Here is an 18,714-nt window from a genome sequence, read left to right as displayed (position 1 = left end):
GGCGGGGCCTCAGCGCTTGATGCTGGCCAGAGGGTGCTCCGGCGGGTAGGTCGGGGTGATCGGCTTCTGCGCGCCGAGCATCACGCACATCAGCGCGTCCTCGTCGCCGATGTTGATCTCCTCGCGGTACACGCCCGGCGGCACCGAGATCACGTCACGGTCGGTGAGGATGGCTTCGAAGCGCTCGCCGTCCTTCTCCAGGACCACCTTGAGCTTGCCGCGCAGGACGAAGAACACTTCCTCGACGTCGATGTGCAGGTGCGGCGGGCCCTCGTGACCGGCCGGGATGACCATGGTGGAGAAGGTGAAGTGCTCCGACGGGATGGTGTTCATGTCGCTGGCCACGCCGGTGCCGCCGGTGCCGATGTAGCGCATCTGCGCGCGGCGGAACTTGGGGTCGTAGTCGGCCTGGAACTTCAGCGCGTTCCAATCGTACTTGCGCGTCGAGTAGCGGGCGATGCGGCTGGTGCACCATTGCTCGAAGCTGGCGCCTTCGGGGCGCTCCCAGGATTTCGGGGCGTTCAGGGTCGGGTTCAGGTCGCTCATTGGATTCCTCCAGATCAGGGCATGACGAACCCGCCGTTGACCGGCAGGGTTTGTCCAGTGATGAAGCGGGAAAGGTCGGACAAGGCGAACAGCACCGCGCCGCAGACGTCGTCCGGCAACTGGGCGCGCTTGATCGCGCGGTGGTCCAGGTAGTGCTGGTGGCGGGCGGCGGGCACGTACTGGGTGGCCTCCACCTCGACCAGACCGGGGGCGATGGCGTTGACGGTGATGCCGTCGCCGCCCAGTTCGCGGGCCAGGCTGCGGGTCATGGCGATCACCGCGCCCTTGCTGGCGGTGTAGGCCAGCAGGTTGGGCGCACCCCACAGCGGGGTGTCCGAGGCCAGGTTGACCACGCTGCCGCGGCCGGACGCGCGCAGCGCCGGCAGGCAGGCGCGGGTCATCAGCCAGGTGCCGCGCACATTGACCTGCAGCACCCGGTCGAACATCCCGATCTCCAGTTCTTCGCAGCTCTTGCCGCCGGAGTGGGTGATCGAGGCGTTGTTGACCAGCCCGTCGAGGCCGCCGAGATGCGCGACCGTGGCCGCCACGCAGCGCTCGATGGCCGCGGGATCGCCCAGATCCAGCGCCAGGCCGGTGACGTCCAGGCCCTGCGCGGCCAGCTCAGTGGCGGATTGCGCCACGCGACCTTCGAGGATATCGGCGATCACCACCCGGGCGCCGGCGCGGGCCGCCGCTGCGGCGAAGGCCTGGCCGAGGCCGCGGGCGCCACCGGTGACGAGGATGCGACGATCTTGCAGAAGCAGGCTCATGGGCGGTTCCTCATACGGTGCTCAGGTTGGCTTTGGGCAGGTAGTGCAGCACCCGCTTCTCGGCCCAGACCACCGCGCCGTAGGCCAGCACGCCGATCAGGGTGAGCATGACGATGGCGACGAACACCCCGGCGGTATTGCCCTGGCCCTCGTAGTTGACCAGCAGGAAGCCGAGGCCCTGGTTGCCGCCGACCAGTTCGCCGACGGTGACGCCGATCACCGCCAGGGTCGAGGCGATGCGCAGGCCGGAGAACAGCGGGGCCATGGCCGAGGGGAACTCCACCAGGCGGAAGAGCTGCCAGCGGTTGGCGTTCATCGCGCGGACCAGGTTGATCATGTCCGGGTCGACGGTGCGGATGGCCGAGAGCACGTTGATCATCACCGGGAAGAACACGATGAGGATGGCGATGAGGATCTTCGGGTAGACGGTGTAGCCCAGCCACATGACGAACAGCGGGGCGAAGGCCACCTTGGGCGCGATCTGCAGGGCCAGGATGTAGGGCGAGAGCATGGCCTCGGTGGTCGGCGACAGGCCCAGGGCGACGCCGATCATCACCCCGAGCAGGGCGCCGAGGACGAAGCCGACGATGATCTCCAGGGTGGTGATGGCGGTGTGTTCGAGCAGATTGGCGGTCCGCCACATGGCCACGCCTTCCTCGATCACCCGGCTCAGCTTGGGCAGCACGAACTCGGGCATGCCGAGCAGGCCCGGGCCCCATTGCCAGCTGGCGAGGAACACCAAGAGCAGGGCGATGCTGCCGAGCATGGGGGTGTTGAGCGTTCTCATGAAAAGCACCTTATTGCTTGGCGGCCACGGCATCGTGGTCGACGAACTGGTTGGTGTAGAGCTCGTCGAGCGGGGTCTCGCGGGTCACGATGCCCTCGCTGACATAGAACTGGCGCACGCTCTCCAGGCGCTGCGGGTCGATCCTGCCGAGCGGTTGCTGGCCGGCGTACACGTGCTCGACATAGAGGCGGAAAATCTTCTCCAGGGTCGCTTCCTTGCCCTGGTAGCTGGGCACCGCCTCGGCGAAGGTGACGGCTGCCTGGCGCGGGTCGGCGATGATGTCGCGCATGCCCTGCAGGGTGGCCTTGACCACGCCGGCGACCACCTGCGGCTGCTTCTCGATGGCGGCCTCGGAGGCGAGGATGGCCTGGGCCATGCTCTCGAACACCTCGTTCTGCGGCAGCAGCTGGATATCCAGGCCGGATTCCTCGGCGTTCACCACCCAGTCCGGCACCCCGGCCATGGCCTGCGACTTGCCGGCGGAGAACAGTTGCCAGACCCCCGCCGGGCCGGCGGCCTGGACGTCGAGGTCGGTCTTGCCCAGGCCGGCCTTGCGCAGCGAGGCGAGCAGGGCGTAGTAGGTGGTGTCGGAGTAGGACATCACGGTCAGGGTCTTGCCCTTGAGGTCCCGGATCGAGCCGATATTGGCGTCGCTGGCGGTGGCGATCATGGTCAGGCCGCTGGCGCCCAGCACGGCCACCGCCTTGACCGGCACGCCGTTGGCGCGAACGATGATCGGCGTGTCGCCGATGGCGCCGCCGACCAGGGCGTTACCGGCGCCCAGTTGCTTGGCCACGTCGACGCCGCCCTTGGCGGCGATGAACGTCACCTTGAGGTCCTGCTCGGCGTAGTAGCCCTTGTGCTGGGCGATGATCCAGGGGGCGAAGGCCGGCGAGTTAGGCGGCGCGGGCAGCAGGTAGGTGACCTCCTGCGGCGCGGCCTGGGTGGTCAGGGCGCCGCCGAGGGCGAGGGTGAACAGCGAGGCCTTGGCCAGGGTCTTTGCGAATGAGGTGCTCATGCTCGGCTCCTGTGGGGAATTGGGGTCGGTTCGTTCAGTGCAGGTCGGTGTCTTCGCCGACCTTCAGCAGCTCCATCAGGCGGCCGGCCAGGGGGCCGATCTCCGGCAGCTTGCGGCGCTGCAGCGGGTTGTCGCGCAGCGGCAGGCCGACCTCGATTTCCTCGATGATGGTGCCGGGGCGGGCGCTCATCACCAGGATGCGATCGGACATGGCGATCGCCTCGATCAGGTCGTGGGTGATGAACAGGGCGGTCTTGCGCTGCTCGAACAGCGTCTGCGCCAGATCCTGCTGGAGGATCATCTTGGTCTGCGCGTCGAGGGCGGAGAACGGCTCGTCGAGGAACAGCACCTGCGGGTCGGTGGCCAGGGTGCGGGCCAGGGCGGCGCGCTGGCGCATGCCGCCGGACAACTGGTAGGGGTAGTGGTCGCCGAAGCCGGCCAGGTGGCACTTGTTCAGCAGTTCCTCGGCGATGGGCCGGCGCTTGGCTGCGGCCATGCCTTCGATTTCCAGGCCCAGCTCGATATTGCGGCGGATGCTGCGCCAGGGCATCAGCAGGTCCTTCTGCAACATGAAGGCGACCTTGCGCACCGGCCCGGTGACCCGCTCGCCGCCGACATGGACCTCGCCCTCGCTGGCCGCATAGAGCCCGGAACCCATGTTCAGCAGGGTGCTCTTGCCGCAGCCGGAAGGGCCGATGATGGACACCACTTCGCCGCTGCGGATGCTCAGGTTGAGGTCGCTGACCACCGGGGCGGCCTGGGCGCCACCTTTGCCCGGGAAGCACTTGGAAACGTTGCGGAATTCGATTTCCGTCTTCATGGCGCTTCCCTTTGCCGGCTGCTGTGGCCTTCCCGTGGGAAGGACGCTCAACTCGGTCGCTAGCATTATCTTTTCGCCTCACGCTTGTTTTATATATGAAACAATGTTTTCATTGTGAAACTTGCAGAAGGCGTGCCATTGCCGGGTAAAAACCTCGGCGACTTTTGATGGGCATATTTTTATTTTTTAAAAACAGTGGGTTGCTGGATTCTGTCGGATGCCCGCCGAGGAGCCGAGGCGCAATCCGCTGCCCGTCGTATCCGGCAAAAAATGCCCGTAACAGGTGCGGGTCGCTACCTCAGGTAACCTATTGGTGCGCCCGGTGACCTGATGCCGCGCCGGTACGAGCGGAACCGTGGGCCGATTTCGCGCTGTCCTTCTATATGAATGTTGTCTTGCCCGGCGACTGTCATACCCGGGCTTTTGCGGATGTCGTTCAGGGCGTTGCAGGAACGCCTGCGTTTGCGAGGGCGCCCGCGGCCATGGCCTGGCCTTCCCGATCACCGGGGCCGCGGGCTGCCAGCGCCGTCGGAGTCGGGTATACTCACCGGCTTTTCCGAAGTTTTACCTGCGAGTGCCGCCAGCCATGGAAATCAACCCGATCCTGAATAGCATCAAGGACCTGTCCGAGCGCACCCAGACCATTCGGGGGTATCTTTGACTACGATCACAAACATGATCGTCTCGTCGAAGTAAACCGCGAACTCGAAGACCCGAATGTCTGGAACAACCCGGAATACGCCCAGAATCTGGGCCGTGAGCGTGCCACCCTGGCGCAGATCGTCGAGACCATCGACGACCTGACCGGCAGCCTGGCCGATTCCCGCGACCTGCTCGACATGGCCGTCGAAGAAGACGATCAGGGGGCGGTCGACGATGTCGCCAGCGAGATCGAGCGGCTGCGGGGCATTCTCGAGGCGCTGGAATTCCGCCGCATGTTCAGCGGCGAAATGGATGCCAACAACGCCTACCTGGACATCCAGGCCGGTTCCGGCGGCACCGAGGCCCAGGACTGGGCCAACATGCTGCTGCGCATGTACCTGCGCTGGGCCGACAAGCGCGGTTTCGATGCCACCATCATGGAGTTGTCCGCCGGCGAAGTCGCCGGCATCAAGGGCGCCACCCTGCACATCAAGGGCGAATACGCCTTCGGCTGGCTGCGCACCGAGATCGGCGTGCACCGCCTGGTGCGCAAGAGCCCGTTCGACTCCGGCAACCGCCGCCACACCTCGTTCACCGCGGTGTTCGTCTCGCCCGAGATCGACGACAACATCGAGATCGAGATCAACCCGGCGGATCTGCGCATCGACACCTACCGCTCCTCCGGCGCCGGTGGTCAGCACGTCAACACCACCGATTCGGCGGTGCGTATCACCCACGTGCCGACCAACACCGTGGTCAGTTGCCAGAACGAACGTTCCCAGCACGCCAACAAGGACACCGCGATGAAGATGTTGCGGGCCAGGTTGTACGAGCAGGAAGTGCAGAAGCGCAACGCCGCCTCCCAGGTGCTGGAAGACTCCAAGTCGGATATCGGCTGGGGTCACCAGATCCGCTCCTATGTGCTCGACGCTTCGCGGATCAAGGACCTGCGCACCCATGTCGAGCGCAGCGATTGCGACAAGGTGCTGGACGGCGATCTCGACGAGTACCTTATCGCCAGCCTCAAGCAGGGGCTCTGAACGCAGCGACAAGCTTCAAGCCGCAAGCTGGCAGGCCGGCAACCTCCCGTTTGGAGCTTGCCGCTCGGAGCTTGCAGCGATCCTTCAAGACGATGATTTGACCGGGACGACCCGAAATGAGCGAGCAACAACTCGACCAGCAGCACCTGCAACAGGAAGAGAACAAGCTGATTGCCCAGCGCAAGGAAAAGCTTGCCGCCGTGCGCAGCCAGGGCAATGCCTTCCCCAACGACTTCCGCCGCGACAGCTATTGTGCGGATCTGCAGAAAGGGTACGCCGACAAGACCAAGGAAGAGCTGGAAGCAGCCGCCATTCCGGTCAAGGTCGCCGGTCGCATCATGCTCAACCGTGGCGCGTTCATGGTGATTCAGGACATGACCGGGCGCATCCAGCTCTACGTCAACCGCAAGACCTTGCCCGAAGACACCCTGGCCGCGGTGAAAACCTGGGACCTGGGCGACATCATCTGCGCCGAAGGCACCCTGGCCCGCAGCGGCAAGGGCGACCTGTACGTCGAGATGACCCAGGTACGCCTGCTGACCAAGTCGCTGCGCCCGCTGCCGGACAAGCACCACGGTCTGACCGACACCGAGCAGCGCTACCGCCAGCGCTACGTCGACCTGATCGTCAACGAGGAGGTGCGCGACAACTTCCGCGTGCGCTCCCAGGTCATCGCGCACATCCGCAAGTTCCTCGCCCAGCGCGATTTCCTCGAAGTGGAAACGCCGATGCTGCAGACCATTCCCGGCGGTGCCGCGGCCAAGCCGTTCGAGACCCACCACAACGCCCTGGACATGCCGATGTTCCTGCGTATCGCCCCGGAGCTGTACCTCAAGCGGCTGGTGGTCGGTGGTTTCGAGAAGGTCTTCGAGATCAACCGCAACTTTCGTAACGAAGGCGTTTCGACCCGGCACAACCCCGAGTTCACCATGCTCGAGTTCTACCAGGCCTACGCCGACTACGAAGACAACATGGACCTCACCGAGGAACTGTTCCGCGAGCTGGCGCAGCTGGTCCTGGGCAGCACCGACGTGCCCTACCAGGGCAAGGTGTTCCATTTCGGCGAGCCGTTCGCCCGCTTGTCGGTATTCGACTCGATCCTCAAGTTCAATCCCGAGATCAGCGCGGCCGACCTGCAGGACATCGACAAGGCCCGCGCCATCGCCAGCAAGGCCGGTGCCGCGGTCAAGGGCTTCGAAGGCCTGGGCAAGCTACAGACGATGATTTTCGAGGAACTGGTCGAGCACAAGCTGGAGCAGCCCACCTTCATCACCCAGTACCCGTTCGAAGTCTCGCCGCTGGCCCGGCGCAATGACCAGGACCCGAGCGTCACCGACCGCTTCGAGCTGTTCATCGGTGGCCGCGAGATCGCCAACGCCTATTCCGAGCTGAACGACGCGGAAGACCAGGCCGAGCGCTTCCACGCCCAGGTGGCGGACAAGGACGCCGGCGACGACGAGGCCATGCACTACGACGCCGACTTCGTGCGTGCCCTGGAGTACGGCATGCCGCCGACCGCGGGCGAGGGGATCGGCATCGACCGCCTGGTGATGCTGCTGACCGATGCGCCGTCGATCCGTGACGTGATTCTGTTCCCGCATATGCGCCCGGAACTCTGAGCCACTTCGGGCCGATGCCGGTCCGCTAAGCGTTTGGCCCGCAAAACGGCGGTTTGCCCGAGCCTAGTAGGAGCCGCGACCCCGCGGCGAATGGTGGCCACGCCGTGGATTCTGCGGGATGGCCGCCATCGCATCGCGCCGGGGCGACGCTCCTGCAAAACCTTGTCTGCTCGGCATCAGCCTTCGGGCGGCTTTGGTCTTGGTCTCGATGTGATCTCCCGGTAGGTTGTTCATCCGAGGCTGTCCCGGAACACTGTGACGTGCGACCGACAGAGCCTTCCAGGAGTCCCGGATGAACATGCCCGTTTAACGCCCTACGGTCGGGCCCTTCTCGTATAGCGGGTCTGCGCGTCGAAGAAGCGGCCCAGGCCGCTGGGGTCAGCGCGCGCATCGCCTGCAAGTGGCTCAAGCGCTTTCGCGATGAGGGCCGGCAGGGCCTGCACAATCGCTCCTCGCGCCCACACCACTGCGCGCCCACGCGACGCCGCCGGCAAGTCGAGGAGCTTGTCGAGCGACGCCAGGCACGCATGACCTACCGGCACATCAGCCAGGAGTCGGGTATCGCAGTCAGCACCGTGGCACGACTGCTCAAGCGCCTGGGCCTTAATCGCCTGGCGAACCTGGACCCGCGCCCCGACCGTGCGGTATCCGTTCGAACACCCCGGTGACCTGCTGCATCTGGACATCAAGAAGCTGGGTCGCTTCCATCAGCCTGGTCATCGCGTCACCGGCGATCGCACCCAGACGGCCAGCGGCACCGGCCGCCGTTCAGAAGCGTACGTTTGCGCTCGGGGATGTTCATCGGCATCCGCCAGACGGCATGCAACTCGCCTTCTTCGATGATGTCATTTTGTTACTATCGTCGTATTCCCTCGAGAAGGATTTCGACACCCGTTAGCGCATCAACCATGAGAAAGCCGATGCCGGTTCCTTGCCCGCCAACGCCGCAGAACGAATCACGTCGACAGATGCTGGTTGACGATCGCCCTTTCTTGCTGGATCACAGTGCCGATCCATTCCTCGACGAGATCGTGAAAATAGCCGCGGCGTACTTCAAGGCGCCAGTCTCGCTGGTTTCGATCGTGGACAATAATCGCCAGTGGTTCCGTGCCAAGATCGGCACGGCTCTGCAGGAAACGCCTCGCTGCATATCCTTCTGTGCCTACAGCGTCGTGTCAGGAGAGGGACTGGAGGTGTGCGATGCCACACTGGACGATCGCTTCAGCAGTAACCCTCTGGTCATCGGCGAGCCAGGCATCCGTTACTACGCGGGGGCGCCGCTGGAGATTGAGGACGGTGTCGTCCTCGGTAACCTGTGCATCATCGACACCAAAGCTCGGCAGCCGATGTTAGCGGATGACGCTATTTTCTTACGGCAATTGGCCAATCTCGTGGTGAGTCGAATCCGGGATCTGCGCATTTCGGCGTTCATTGATGCACCGACCGGCTTGTTCAACAGGGTCAAGCTGGAAGACGACATAGATGAAACGCTGAAAAAAGGCGATGCGTTGCTTGCCGTCGCCATAGAGGTCGTCTCACCCGCGCAGATGAACGATATGCTCAAGTCGCTTGGCTTTCATTTCCTCGACGACTTCATCAGGTCTGTCGGAAACGCCCTGCGTACGCTACTGCCCACTGAGTGGGCGCTCTACAAGATCAGTGCGCTGAGGTTTGCCTTCATCGTGCCGCAGAGCCTGATCCATCAGGCGGAAAGCGTGTTCTCGCGGCTGGTGGACGCATTCAGCAAACCCATGGACTGCCAGGGCATTCCCATCATGCCTCAGATCGGTATCGGCATATTGCGCATGAGTGCCGGCACCGTTGCATCCGACTGGATGAGGCTGATCGTCAGCGCTGCTGACGAAGCGCGCACCTCGGGGAGAGGCTGGGCCTATTACGATTCCAGGATGGATGAAGCGCAGCAGCGAGCGACACGTTTGCTCAATGACCTGAGCAATGCCATCCACTCACCGACTCAATTAAGGCTGGTCTATCAACCCCGCGTGGATCTGAGTACGGGCGCCTGCGTATCCGCCGAAGCCCTCCTGCGCTGGACACATCCGACCCTGGGTGAGATCAGCCCTGCCGAGTTCATCCCCCTCGCGGAGAAAACGGCACTCATCCTTGCGGTCAGCTTCTGGGTAGTCAAACGGGCTATCGAGCAGGCGGCGAATTGGCGGAGCAACGGCATCGATCTGAAAGTGGCCATTAATGTCTCCGCCGCGGATCTGAGCAGCGGCCACCTGACGGATGAAATCATAAGATTGCTCGATCAACATGGATTGGCGGGTTCCAGCCTGGAAGTGGAGTTCACCGAAAGCGCCCTGATCGGTGATTCCTCGACGGTGCTGATCCAGATCGAAAGGCTCAAGGCGATAGGTATCGATATTGCCATCGATGACTTCGGCAGCGGATACAGCAATTGGTCCTACCTGCGGGACATTCCCGCAAGCATCGTCAAGCTCGATCGTTCGTTCATGAACGATCTGAGGCATGGGCAAAGAGACTGGAGCATCACTCGAGCACTGATCGCCCTCGCCAGGGAACTGGGTATGCGTGTCGTCGCGGAAGGCATCGAGACGAGCCGGACCCTGGATCTGATACGTGAATGTGGCTGCCAGGAAGCGCAAGGCTTTTTTATCTCTCGCCCGCTGGAGCCATCGGCTCTCATCGATTGGCTTCGCAATGAGGGTAAGGCTTAAACTTCAAGCTTGTAGCGCTCCCGGCCCGCTTCCGGAGGGCGAGGGTGAACAGCACTGGCGTTTGTTGCGGGCCATGACCCATTCGCAACACGCAACGAGGACCCCCATGAACAGCCACAGAGAGCTCGACGATTACCAACTGATCGTGCGTGCGCTGTCCGATCGCATCGTCGAGGCACAGACGCCGATTCGCGTGCTCGATGCCGTCAAGTGGGACGATGCGCTGCGGCAGACCTTTCTCAAGCACAAGGGCAAGGAGCCGCCGGCTGTCGACCGCGACTATTACGCGGGCCGGCCCCTGGCGTTCGATGCCGCGGCGAAGAAGCTGGAATTCCAGAACATCGAGCGCGACATCACCCGCCAGCTCGGCCAGTTCAGCCCGGTCGGGCAGATCATGCGGCGCATGTGCCGCGAGTACCGCATGGTCATCCGCATGCTCGAGGCGCGCGGCACCGCCGACTTCGGCCTGATTTCCCAGGAGCTCTACGGCGCCGCTTCCGATGCCTTCCATGCCGGCGATCCGACCCTGGCGGATCTGGGCCTGATGTTTTCCGACTTCCTCAACAACATCGACAGCCGCGGCGACCTCAAGGACGAGCCCAAGACGCTCACCGCCAAGGACGCCGTGGCGCTGCTGCAGAGCCGCCTGAACCTGGTGTTCGGCGAGAACGACGGCACCATTCGCGTGTTCGAGTCCGACGGCATACTCGCCGATGCCGCGGCCGGCGCCGACTACATCAAGATCCGCGCCGACGCCCTGTTCAACGAACGCGATGTCAAGGCGCTGGAGGTGCACGAAGGGCTGGTGCATGTCGCCACCACCCTCAATGGCCAGAACCAGCCGGTCTGCACCTTCCTCGCCAAGGGGCCGCCTTCGTCGACCGTGACCCAGGAAGGCCTGGCCATCCTCATGGAAGTGATCGCCTTCGCCTCCTATCCCAGCCGCCTGCGCAAGCTGACCAACCGCACCCGCGCCATCCACATGGCCGAGCAGGGGGCGGACTTCCTGCAGGTCTGCGATTTCTACCGCGAGCAGGGCTTCAGCCTGGAAGACAGCTACGGCAACGCCAGCCGCGCCTTCCGCGGTTCCACGCCCGATGGCCTGCCCTTCACCAAGGATCTGTCCTACCTCAAGGGCTTCATCATGATCTACAACTACATCCAGCTGGCGGTGCGCAAAGGCAAGCTGGAACAGATCCCTTTATTGTTCTGTGGCAAGACCACGCTCGAAGATATGCGTACCCTGCGGCAGTTGGTCGATGAAGGTCTGGTCAGCGCACCCCGGTATCTGCCGCAGCAGTTTCGCGATCTCAATTCGCTGTCGGCCTGGATGTGCTTCTCCAACTTCCTCAACCACCTGAGCCTGGATCGGATCGAAGCCGATTACGCCAATATCCTGTAAAGCCGAAGATACGCTGGAGGCTGGAAGGCGCTACGAAAAAGCGGGGCGGTGCCTGTGGTGTGGAACGGGTTCACCGTTTCACAATCGTTCAGCCTCAAGCCTCAAGCCTCAAGCCTGCCTGTCCGAGATTTCTATGAACGAAGCACGCAATCCGATTCCCCTGATCCTCACCGCCATAGGCAGTATCGCCGGCACCGTTGCGGTGCTCGGCTACTACGGCTACCTGCATTTCGCCAAGCCGGAGGATGCCCTGCTGCTGTCCGAGTTCACCATGCTCAAGACCGTGCCCGGCGAAGACTACAAGGTCTCCCTGAAGCCGGCCGATGAGATCGCCCAGTGCATCGACGGCGTGCTGGTGCTGTTCGATCTCAAGCAGAAGGGGCTCAGCGGGGTGCTGGTAGACAATCGCAAGCAGGCCGTGCGCTGCATGGTCGATGACCTGCCGGCGCAGTGAGCGTCTCTCCTGCGCGAACGCGGCGCTACCGAGGAGCATGCTGGACGCCCGCGCACATCGCACCGGGCCCGGAAACGACAAAACCCCGCCGTAGCGGGGTTTTGCCGAGTAACCTGACAGCGCCTATCTCGGCGTGCTGGCGTGAAACGGCCTGTCAGTTGCCCTGGGTGGAACGCGGCGCCACGGGCTGGTTGTCGTTGGAAATGGTCACTTCCACGCGACGGTTCATGGCCCGGCCGGCGGAGTCAGCGTTGCTGGCGACCGGATACTCCTTGCCATAACCCTGGGCGACGATGCGCTCCGGGCCGACCCCTTGCCTGATCAGCGCGGCACGCACCGAGTTGGCGCGGCGCTCGGACAGGCCCTGGTTGTACTCGGCCGAGCCGGTGCTGTCGGTGTAGCCTTCGACGATCACCTTGCGATCCGGGTTTTCCTGGAGGAACTGGGCCAGCTTGTTGATGTTGTTGAAGCCGCCCGGCTTGAGTTCGGCGCGGTTGAGGTCGAACAGCACGTCGCCGAAGGTCACCAGGGTGCCGCGTTCGGTCTGCTTGGCGTTGAGGCTGTTCTGCAACTGCTTGATCTGCGCGTCACGGGCTTCCAGGCGGGCCTGGGCACGCTGGGCGGCGGATTGCTCCAGGTTCTGCTCGGTGGTGCGCAGAGCGATGGTCTGCTTGGCCACTTCGATACGCTGGTTGGCCAGGTAGGACAACTGGTCGACCTTCTTCTCGTCTTCCTTGTCGCGGTAGGCCTTCTCGGCTTTCTCCAGGAAATCGCCGGCGTCCTTGGTTTCCAGGGCCGCTACCTTGGTCGCCTGCGGATCGGTCTGCAGCGTGGAGTAGTTGCTGCGCGCCTGTTCCAGGTTGACGTTGGGCTGCGACGAGCAGGCCGCGAGGCCTACGCTCAAAGCCAGCAGGGCGGGGATCATCACTTGATTACGCATGGTTGGTCATCCTTTAACTATTTAGCGAAGTCTGTTCGACGGTGCCGATTACTGGCCCTGAGACGGTGCCGTCTGGGTGCCGCGCAGACCTTCCTGGCGCAGTTCCTCGATGCCCTGCTGGGCATCCTGCAGTGCTTTCTCGGCTTTCGCCGCCTGAGTCTTGCGCACGGCCAGGCGTGCGTCCCACTCGGCCTGTTCGGCCAGGCGCTTGGCCTCTTTGTAATTCTTCTCGTAGATCTGCAGTTCAGCCTGCTTCAGTTTGTCCTGAGCGGACTTGGTTTCCACCGCGGCGAATTCGGTACCGCCCGAACTCACGGCTTCATTGACGGCGGATTTGGTCACGGCCATCTGCTCGCTGGGCGGGTTGCCCGCACAGCCGGCGAGGATCAGGCTGCTGCCGATGGCCAGTGCCACGACTTTCCAGCTGGCCAGTTGAGTACGCGCTTTTGAGGCGGTGTTGATGCTCATGATGTTCAACTCCATTGGTGGTTTCCTGACAAACATTCGGCTTCCATGAGGGTCACCTGCCGATGGGTGAAGGGCGGCGCGGAGCACGTGGTTCGGGACCGAACGTGCGTTTTCCGACGACCAACGGTCACTGCGGCATAGTTCTGTGAGTCCGGGGATTCAGGAAACGTTCAGCAAAAAATATAAAATTGCCGGTATTGCGCCGCCAATAAGTCGTCGCGCCGCGGCGTGACGGAAGATATTCCGCACGCCAGTGATCGCCATGCGCTCAGTGATCGATGGCCGGCTCCTGCGCCGTCAGGGCGTGCAGGTGCTGGCGTGAAAGCTCGAGAAAACGGGGCGTTGGGCCGATATCCTGGTAGAGCGGATTGCCTTCCTCATCGCTTCCCACCACCTGGCTGCCCTGCACGTAGGGCAGGCTGGCTTCCAGTTCCTCGAGCGCGGCGCCGAGCAACTCGCCGAGCAGTTCTTCGGGTTGGCGCTTGGGGTACATCTCGCCGAGCGCGGCGAGGCGGGCGGCCGATTCCAGGTCGAGGTGGACCTGATAGGGCGTGCGGGTCAGGCGGCCCTTGGCGCTCTGCTCCCATTGCTCAACGAGTTCGCGAATCTTCATAAGAACCTCATGCTGGCCTGCGGATGGTGGATGCCGGATCTAGGTTCTAGACCCGCCACGGCGTACGGAGGTTCTACCGGGAGGCGAGGTTCGCCCGGTCGATAGCCCTGGCGGCTTGTCAGCGGCGCCGATGCTGGGCACTCTGCAGGCACAGTCAGCGGTGGAGGAACGGCCATGGCGCAAATCGATGTGCGGCTACGCGAGGATGTTCATCAGCTCGGCGAACTGCTGGGCCAGACCATCCGTGATCAGCACGGGGACGCCTTTCTCGACAAGATCGAGCGCATCCGCAAGGGCGCCAAGGCCGCGCGTCAGGGCTCCGCGCAGGGCGCGCGGCAGCTCAGCGAGACCCTCGACCAGCTCGCCGATGACGAGCTGCTGCCGGTGGCGCGGGCGTTCAACCAGTTCCTCAACCTGGCCAATATCGCCGAGCAGTACCACCGTGTGCGACGACGCGCCGCCGATGAGGCGGAACCCTTCGAGAACCATGTGCTGGAGCAACTGCTGCAGCGCCTGCAGGCCGACGGCCAGGGTGGCGAGGCCCTGGCGCGGCAGGTTGGCCGGCTGGATATCGAGCTGGTGCTGACCGCCCATCCCACCGAGGTGGCGCGCCGCACCCTGATCCAGAAGTACGACGCCATCGCCGCGCAACTGGCGCGACAGGATCACGACGATCTCTCGCAGGCCGAGCATGATGCCATCGGCCAGCAGCTGCAGCGGCTGATCGCCGAGGCCTGGCACACCGAGGAAATCCGCCGCAGCCGCCCGACCCCGGTGGATGAGGCCAAATGGGGTTTCGCGGTCATCGAGCACTCCCTGTGGCAGGCCGTGCCGGCCGTGTTGCGCAAGGCCGATCGGGCGCTGCACCAGGCCACCGGGCTGCACCTGCCGCTGGAGGCCGCGCCGATCCGTTTCGCCTCCTGGATGGGCGGCGACCGCGATGGCAATCCCAACGTCACCGCCGCGGTCACCCGCGAGGTGTTGCTGCTGGCGCGCTGGATGGCCGCCGACCTGTACCTGCGCGATGTCGACAGCCTGGCCGCGGAGCTGTCCATGCAGCAGGCCAGCTCGGCGTTGCGGGCGCGGGTAGGGGAGAGCGCCGAGCCCTATCGCGCCTTGCTCAAGCAAGTGCGTGAGCGCCTGCGCGCGACCCGGCGCTGGGCCCATGAGTCGCTCACGGGCCCGGTGGAGATGCCGAGCGAGGTGCTCAGGGACAACGCCGAGCTGTTCGAACCTCTGCAGTGCTGCTACCAGTCGCTGCATGAATGCGGCATGGGCGTGATCGCCGACGGGCCCTTGCTCGACTGTCTGCGCCGGGCCGCGACCTTCGGCCTGTTCCTGGTGCGCCTGGATGTCCGCCAGGACGCCACCCGGCATGCCGCCGCGCTCAGTGAAATCACCGACTACCTGGGCCTGGGCCGTTACGCCGATTGGGACGAGGAGCGGCGCCTGAGCTTTCTGCTCGCCGAGCTGGGCAATCGCCGGCCGCTGTTGCCGGGGCATTTCAAGCCCAGCGGCGAGACCGCCGAGGTGCTGGCGACCTGCCGGGAAGTGGCGGCCGCGCCGGCGGCTTCGCTGGGCTCCTACGTGATTTCCATGGCCGGGGCCGCTTCCGATGTGCTGGCCGTGCAACTGCTGCTCAAGGAGGCCGGGCTGCGTCGGCCGATGCGCGTGGTACCGTTGTTCGAGACCCTGGCCGATCTGGACAACGCCGGGCCGGTGATCGAGCGCCTGCTGGGCTTGCCCGGCTACCGGGCCAGCCTGCACGGCCCCCAGGAGGTGATGATCGGCTATTCCGATTCGGCCAAGGACGCCGGCACCACGGCGGCGGCCTGGGCGCAATACCGCGCCCAGGAAACCCTGGTCGACATCTGCCGCCAGCATCAGGTCGAGCTGCTGCTGTTCCACGGCCGTGGCGGCACCGTGGGGCGTGGCGGCGGCCCGGCCCATGCGGCGATCCTGTCGCAGCCGCCGGGTTCGGTGACCGGGCGTTTCCGCACCACCGAGCAGGGCGAGATGATCCGCTTCAAGTTCGGCCTGCCGGATATCGCCGAACAGAACCTCAACCTCTATCTGGCGGCCGTGCTCGAAGCGACCCTGCTGCCGCCACCGGCGCCCGAGCCGGCCTGGCGGGCGATGATGGACCGGCTCTCGGCCGGCGGTGTCCAGGCATACCGCGGCGTGGTGCGCGAGCATGCCCAGTTCGTCGACTACTTCCGCCAGGCGACGCCGGAGCAGGAGCTCGGACGCTTGCCCCTGGGCAGCCGCCCGGCGAAGCGGCGCGAAGGCGGTGTGGAGAGCCTGCGGGCGATCCCGTGGATCTTCGCCTGGACGCAGACGCGCCTGATGCTGCCGGCCTGGCTCGGCTGGGAAAGCGCCCTGAACAACGCCCTGGCCCGTGACGAAGGGCAGTTGCTCGGTGAGATGCGCGAGCACTGGCCGTTCTTCCGCACGCGCATCGACATGCTGGAAATGGTCCTGGCCAAGGCCGACGAGGCGATCGCCAGGCTCTATGACGAGCGTCTGGTCGAACCATCGCTGCAGACGCTGGGGGCGCATCTGCGCGACCTATTGTCGCAGGCCTGCGCTGCCGTGCTGGGTTTGACCGGACAGTCGCAGTTGCTCGGCCACAGCCCCGAAACCCTGGAATCGATCAGCGTGCGCAACACCTACCTCGATCCCCTGCATCTCTTGCAGGCCGAATTGCTGGCCCGCTCGCGGCAACGCCAGGAACAGGCCGGCAGCGCTCTGGAACAGGCGTTGCTGGTCAGCGTGGCGGGCATTGCTGCGGGGCTGCGCAATACCGGCTAAGGCGGGCAGGGGGCGAATTCCCGCGCTGGGCGTTGGCAGCCGTGAGTTGCCTGCAGATGCCTGGGTTATTGCCTGTTTTCGTGATTTTTCGCGTCTTTAGCCCGCTGTTTCCGTTTGCCCGATCGGCTGCCCGGCAGGCCGGCGCTCCGCCGTGGCCGAAGCCTGTCGCAGGGGGCCTGACGGCCAGTCGAGGTGATCCATTGGCCGCGGGTGTCTGCGACTTTCGATGGCTTGTGCGGCATAGGGGCGCTGTGTATCTTGATCGACCTTTTGGCATTTCGACATCTTGCCGAAACCCTTTGAGATTGGCCCCAAGAGGCGAGTCCACCATCACTACTAAATCTTGAGGAGCACATCGATGCGCGTGATTCTGCTAGGGGCGCCCGGTGCCGGCAAAGGTACTCAGGCTGGTTTCATCACCAAGAAATTCGGCATTCCGCAGATTTCCACCGGCGACATGTTGCGCGCAGCGGTCAAGGCCGGAACCGAGCTGGGCCTGGTCGCCAAGAGCGTGATGGACAGCGGTGGTCTGGTCTCCGATGAACTGATCATCAACCTGGTCAAGGAACGCATCGCGCAGCCCGATTGCGCCAACGGTTTCCTCTTCGACGGTTTCCCGCGCACCATTCCCCAGGCCCAGGCGCTGAAGGACGCTGGCGTGCGTATCGATCACGTGATCGAGATCGCCGTGGAAGACGAAGAGATCGTCGGCCGCATCGCCGGCCGTCGCGTACACCCGGCATCCGGCCGCGTGTACCACACCGAGCACAATCCGCCGCGAGTCGCCGGCCAGGACGACGAGACCGGCGAAGCGCTGATCCAGCGCGACGACGACAAGGAAGAAACCGTGCGTCATCGCCTCTCGGTCTACCATTCGCAGACCAAGCCGCTGGTGGATTTCTACCAGAAGCTCTCCGCCACCGAGGGCACGCCGAAGTACAGCGCCATTGCCGGTGTCGGCTCGGTGGAGCAGATCACCACCAAGGTACTGGCCGCGCTCAGCTGAAGTGCCGCCTGACCCGAACGGCCCGCTTGCGGGCCGTTGTCGTTTATGGGCATGTCGATGACTGTCCGGGCTAACGACCATGGCCGCTGGCCATCGAGAATCAAGCATGTGGCGCGCGACGCTGCTGAACGGCCGCCCACCCGTACGGCGCCACGCGGATCGCGGCGCCCAACCCATGCGACCCTCCCTATGCAACGGCTCGGGCGCGGGCGAGGGGCGGGGTATCAACCCTCACTGCGGAGTGAATCCATGACCAAGAACAGACGCTTCGGCTGCCTATCCATCGCCCTTGTCGCAGCGGCTTTGAGCGGATCGTTCGCCTTTGCCGAGGGCTCGGCAGAAAAACCAGCCGACTGCTCGGTGGCCGAGTTCAGCATGGCGTTGCGTTATCAGCAGCAATCGGCGGAGGTCCGGGCGTTGCAGCTGCAGGCCTACAACATCGCCACGGAGAAGCTGGACGCCGCCGTGGCGGCTGCGGATGATCCCGCGAAACTGGCCATCGTCACCGACGTGGACGAAACGGTGATCGACAATTCCGCGCTGCTGGCGCGTGATCTGGCGAATTGCCACAGCTATGACGGCTGGGACACCTGGCTGCCCTGGGAGCGCGATGGCGATCCCGTGCTGATCCCCGGGGCCAGGAAATTCCTCGAGCATGCCGACAGCCTGGGGGTGGTCATTCGCTATGTGTCGGATCGCTCACAGGAGCAGAAACCACACACCCTCGCGACGCTGAGCAAGATGGGCCTGCCGCAGGTCACCCCGGACAGTGTGCTGCTGCTGGGGCCGCCCAAGGTCGAGCGCAGGGCGATCGTCGCAGCCGATCACCGGATCGTGATGCTGCTGGGCGATACCCTGCATGATTTCGACGCGCGTTTCCGCAAGACGCCGGTCCCGCAGCAACGTGCGGAGGTCGAAGCGGAGGCCGGTAAATGGGGTACCGAGTGGATCGTTTTCCCCAATGCCGGCTATGGCACCTGGTCGCAGGAGCCCCTGAACGCCTGGGACGCCGAAACCGTTATCGAGAAATGGTGAGGTAAAGGCAGCTTCAAGCTTCAAGCTTCAAGCGGCGGGCG

Annotated in this window: 16 protein-coding genes and 1 pseudogene; 9 read left to right on the top strand and 8 right to left on the bottom strand. The window is 64.3% G+C overall.

The annotated features are described in order from the left end of the window. Positions 1–9 precede the first annotated feature (9 nt). From DNK34_RS16485 to DNK34_RS16465, 5 genes are read right to left on the bottom strand one after another with little or no spacing between them, the layout of a single operon-like run. Entirely contained in the window at positions 10–546 is a 537-nt protein-coding gene (locus DNK34_RS16485) for a cupin domain-containing protein (protein WP_131176023.1), read from the bottom strand. Positions 547–560: 14 nt separating this feature from the next. Next, positions 561–1,316 carry an SDR family oxidoreductase gene (locus DNK34_RS16480; RefSeq protein WP_131176022.1) on the bottom strand — a complete coding sequence of 252 codons (756 nt, stop codon included), beginning with the start codon at positions 1,314–1,316 and terminating at the stop codon, positions 561–563. Between the two features lie 10 nt (positions 1,317–1,326). After that, positions 1,327–2,103 (bottom strand): ABC transporter permease, encoded by a 777-nt coding sequence (locus DNK34_RS16475; RefSeq protein WP_131176021.1) that lies wholly within the window; start codon positions 2,101–2,103, stop codon positions 1,327–1,329. A gap of 10 nt (positions 2,104–2,113) precedes the next feature. Then, a complete protein-coding gene (locus tag DNK34_RS16470; protein WP_131176020.1) occupies positions 2,114–3,121 on the bottom strand; it encodes an ABC transporter substrate-binding protein in 1,008 nt (335 codons plus the stop codon). A 34-nt stretch (positions 3,122–3,155) separates the two neighbouring features. Continuing rightward, the gene (locus tag DNK34_RS16465) at positions 3,156–4,007 is read right to left on the bottom strand and encodes an ABC transporter ATP-binding protein (RefSeq protein ID WP_131176019.1); all 852 of its coding nucleotides are present in this window, start codon (positions 4,005–4,007) and stop codon (positions 3,156–3,158) included. Between the two features lie 520 nt (positions 4,008–4,527). On the opposite strand from DNK34_RS16465, the gene prfB reads away from it, so the two are divergent. The 6 genes and pseudogenes from prfB to DNK34_RS16435 all read left to right on the top strand — a co-directional run bounded on the left by prfB (position 4,528) and on the right by DNK34_RS16435 (position 11,800). Continuing rightward, a protein-coding gene (gene prfB / locus DNK34_RS16460) for a peptide chain release factor 2 (protein WP_131176018.1) occupies positions 4,528–5,623 on the top strand; the annotation gives its coding sequence in 2 pieces (ribosomal slippage) (positions 4,528–4,599 and positions 4,601–5,623; 1,095 coding nt in all). A 116-nt stretch (positions 5,624–5,739) separates the two neighbouring features. Beyond that, the gene (gene lysS, locus DNK34_RS16455) at positions 5,740–7,242 is read left to right on the top strand and encodes a lysine--tRNA ligase (protein ID WP_131176017.1); all 1,503 of its coding nucleotides are present in this window, start codon (positions 5,740–5,742) and stop codon (positions 7,240–7,242) included. A 255-nt stretch (positions 7,243–7,497) separates the two neighbouring features. After that, positions 7,498–8,004, top strand: a pseudogene (locus DNK34_RS16450) (leucine zipper domain-containing protein); the annotation flags it as partial. 206 nt (positions 8,005–8,210) lie between these two features. Continuing rightward, positions 8,211–9,944: a sensor domain-containing phosphodiesterase gene (locus tag DNK34_RS16445; protein ID WP_165497318.1), complete on the top strand. Its 1,734-nt coding sequence runs from the start codon at positions 8,211–8,213 to the stop codon at positions 9,942–9,944. Between the two features lie 106 nt (positions 9,945–10,050). Next, entirely contained in the window at positions 10,051–11,346 is a 1,296-nt protein-coding gene (locus DNK34_RS16440; protein ID WP_131176015.1) for a flavohemoglobin expression-modulating QEGLA motif protein, read from the top strand. Between the two features lie 133 nt (positions 11,347–11,479). After that, the gene (locus DNK34_RS16435) at positions 11,480–11,800 is read left to right on the top strand and encodes a PA3694 family proteiin (protein WP_131176014.1); all 321 of its coding nucleotides are present in this window, start codon (positions 11,480–11,482) and stop codon (positions 11,798–11,800) included. Positions 11,801–11,954: 154 nt separating this feature from the next. Here DNK34_RS16435 and lptF read toward each other — a convergent pair whose 3' ends face one another. The 3 genes from lptF to DNK34_RS16420 form a co-directional block, all read right to left on the bottom strand. Then, complete coding sequence (gene lptF, locus DNK34_RS16430) at positions 11,955–12,740, bottom strand: lipotoxin F family OmpA-related lipoprotein LptF (protein ID WP_131176013.1); 786 nt, start codon at positions 12,738–12,740, stop codon at positions 11,955–11,957. Positions 12,741–12,788: 48 nt separating this feature from the next. Then, entirely contained in the window at positions 12,789–13,223 is a 435-nt protein-coding gene (locus DNK34_RS16425) for a DUF4398 domain-containing protein (RefSeq protein ID WP_131176012.1), read from the bottom strand. 253 nt (positions 13,224–13,476) lie between these two features. Continuing rightward, positions 13,477–13,821, bottom strand: a complete 345-nt coding sequence (locus DNK34_RS16420) for a pilin assembly protein (protein WP_131176011.1) — start codon at positions 13,819–13,821, stop codon at positions 13,477–13,479. Between the two features lie 174 nt (positions 13,822–13,995). On the opposite strand from DNK34_RS16420, the gene ppc reads away from it, so the two are divergent. From ppc to DNK34_RS16405, 3 genes are all read left to right on the top strand, one after another. Further along, positions 13,996–16,632, top strand: a complete 2,637-nt coding sequence (gene ppc, locus DNK34_RS16415; protein ID WP_131176010.1) for a phosphoenolpyruvate carboxylase — start codon at positions 13,996–13,998, stop codon at positions 16,630–16,632. Between the two features lie 358 nt (positions 16,633–16,990). Next, entirely contained in the window at positions 16,991–17,638 is a 648-nt protein-coding gene (gene adk / locus DNK34_RS16410; RefSeq protein WP_131176009.1) for an adenylate kinase, read from the top strand. A 189-nt stretch (positions 17,639–17,827) separates the two neighbouring features. Further along, on the top strand, positions 17,828–18,673 hold the full coding sequence (locus DNK34_RS16405; RefSeq protein ID WP_242675337.1) for a 5'-nucleotidase, lipoprotein e(P4) family: 846 nt from the start codon (positions 17,828–17,830) through the stop codon (positions 18,671–18,673). Positions 18,674–18,714: the final 41 nt, after the last annotated feature.

Source organism: Phytopseudomonas dryadis (genome assembly GCF_004327355.1).
Taxonomy (GTDB): domain Bacteria; phylum Pseudomonadota; class Gammaproteobacteria; order Pseudomonadales; family Pseudomonadaceae; genus Aquipseudomonas; species Aquipseudomonas dryadis.
Note: the sequence above shows the minus strand (reverse complement) of the source record. Positions and strands in the feature narration are given on the sequence as shown.